The following is a 2,459-nucleotide window of genomic DNA, read 5'->3' on the forward strand; positions in this document are numbered from 1 at the left end:
GGGGCGTGCGGGGTGGTCGCGGGTGCAGGGGAGAGGGCTTCGCCGTTGAGGGTCGGGCGGCCGGTCATGAGGTTCTGGGCGGCCGGGAGTTGGTGGCACCGGCTGTCTCCCCGAGGGGAATATGGTCACTCGTTAGGGTGGCGAGATGAGTGATCCTTTGACGCTGCCGAGCAACGCGGGATACGCCGAGGCCGCCGACGCGCTGCTGGAGCAGTACGAGAGCGTGGACTTCACCGAGGTGCACCGCGACGTACTGCACCTCTTCCCCACCGAGCCGTCCGTGATCGCGGACATCGGCGCGGGCAGCGGCCGGGACGCCGCCGCGCTGGCGGCGCGCGGTCACCGGGTCACCGCGGTCGAGCCCACCGCCGAACTCCGGCGCCTGGGGCAGCGCCGACACGCCGAACGGGACATCGAGTGGCTGGACGACGCGCTGCCCGAACTGGCCGTGCTCCGCGCCCGGGAGCGCCACTTCGACCTGGTCCTGCTCACCGCCGTGTGGATGCACCTGGACCACGCGGAGCGGGAGTCCGCGATGGAGCGGATCGCCGGACTGCTGGCCTCCGGCGGCCGGTTGGTGCTCTCCCTGCGGCACGGCCCGGTCCCGGCCGGACGGCGGATGTTCCCGGTCTCCGCGCGGGAGACGATCGAACTCGCCGGACGGCACGGTCTGCGCCCGGTCCACCACAGCGAACGGGAGGACCCGCTCGGCCGCGGTGGGGTGCGCTGGAGCTACCTGGGCCTGCGCCGCACCACCTGAGCGCGCCGCCGCACCGGTGTACGGCGGTGCCGATCAGCCGTCAGGCCGCCTTTGCCAGGCCCGGCTTCGTTCAGGTCGCCGCTGCTCAGGCCGCCTTTGCTCAGGCCGCCTTTGCTCAGGACGTCGTCGGTCAGGCCACCGTCGACCAGGCCGCCTCCGCCGCCGCGGTGGCCGCGTCCGGGTCGGTGGTCAGGCCGGCCGCGCGCAGGGCGGTGGAGAGCCCGGTCAGGCTGCGCACCACCGTCTCCAGGGTGGCGTCCGGGCCGTAGTGGTTCAGCCGGATCATCTCCTTGGCCAGCGCGCCACCGCCCGCGACCATCGGCAGCCCGGTCCCCGCCACCGCCGCGGCCACCAGCTCGCGGGCGTCCAGCGTGTCCGGGACGCGCAGGGTGGTGGCCACCGGGGCCGCGTCGCGTGCCTCGGTGACGTACGGGCGCAGCCGCAGCGGCTCCGGGGTGTCCGCCGGGTGCAGCGCCAGGGTGCCCGCCCGGGTGGCGGCGGCTGCCGCGCGGTGCCGGGCGATGGCGGCGGACAGCCCGCCGGTCTCCTCGATGCGGCCGATCGACGCCTCCAGCGCCAGCATCTCCAGCTGGGCGGGGGCGTGCGGCAGCGCCGTGCGGCCGGCGTCGATCCAGCGGTCCTTCCAGTCCAGCAGGGAGAGGTAGGAGCGGCGCGGGGCGCGCGGGTTGGCGCGGATGCGCTCCCAGGCGCGTTCGCTGACCGAGACGGCCGAGACGCCCGCCGGCCCGCCCATCGCCTTCTGCGCGCCGATCACGCACAGGTCCACGCCCCAGGCGTCGGTCTCCAGCGGTTCGGCGGCCACCGAGGCGACCGCGTCCAGCATCAGCAGCGCCCCGTGCTCCCGTACCACCTGGCCGATCTCCGCGACCGGGTTGGTGTTGCCGGTGGCGGCCTCGGCGTGGACCAGGGAGACCAGCTCGGTCTCCGGGTGCTCCCTGAGCGCGGCGGCGATCAGCTCGGCCGAGGCGGCGGTGTGGAAGGGCACCTCGATGTCCACCACGGTGGCCCCGCAGTCCCGCAGCCAGCCGCCGAAGGTCTGCCCGTACGGGCCGGTGATCACGTTCAGCGCGGTGGACCCGGGGTGGGCGGCGCTGCGGATGGCGCCCTCCAGCGGCAGCAGCGCCTCGCCCTGCGTGATGAGCACATCGGCCTCGGTGCGCAGCACTCCGGCGACCCGCCGCTCGATGGCGGCGAAGCGTTCGGCGGTCAGCGGCGGCAGATCGAGAAGGGGATGCTGGGACTGGGACACGGCTGCTCACTTCACACGATCGAGGGACCAGGGGGCGGTGGGCCCCCTGGCGAGCGTACAAGGGGCGCGCCCGCGGGGAGGCGGCAGCGGGGCGCGTGGCGGTGCCGGGCGACCGGGGGCGGTGCGCTTCCCGTCTCTTCGCGGGTGCGGGCCGCCGGAGGCCGACCGGGTCCGACCGCCGGTGCGGAGTCCGTCGGGATCCGGCGTGGAGGCGCCGATTCCCGGTGTCGCACGGTGTGTTGTGCAGAGCGCCGTCAACCGTTCGGGGGTAGGGAAAGCCCCAGGGGAAGAGGGGTGCCTGCCGGATGTGACCGAGAGTGGCGAAGCGGGAACCTGAAGCCATGCGAATCACTGGTAAGCGAACCGAGTCGGCGTACACCGACGGCAGTCGTTCCGTGGAGGGCGGTTGTCCGGAGGGCGGTGCGCGGG

The 2,459-nt window shown here is 74.5% G+C and carries 2 protein-coding genes; one reads left to right on the plus strand and one right to left on the minus strand.

What is annotated here, in order from left to right; all coding sequences use genetic code 11:
* Positions 1–145: 145 nt before the first annotated feature.
* Positions 146–760 (plus strand): class I SAM-dependent methyltransferase, encoded by a 615-nt coding sequence (locus E4099_RS31280; RefSeq protein ID WP_209446817.1) that lies wholly within the window; start codon positions 146–148, stop codon positions 758–760.
* 130 nt (positions 761–890) lie between these two features.
* Here the strand turns inward: E4099_RS31280 and E4099_RS31285 are convergent, their stop codons facing one another.
* Positions 891–2,030 (minus strand): pyridoxal-phosphate-dependent aminotransferase family protein, encoded by a 1,140-nt coding sequence (locus E4099_RS31285; protein ID WP_135342474.1) that lies wholly within the window; start codon positions 2,028–2,030, stop codon positions 891–893.
* Between the last annotated feature and the right edge of the window lie 429 nt (positions 2,031–2,459).

Origin of the sequence: Streptomyces palmae (assembly GCF_004684805.1) — a bacterium.
GTDB lineage: Bacteria > Actinomycetota > Actinomycetes > Streptomycetales > Streptomycetaceae > Streptomyces > Streptomyces palmae.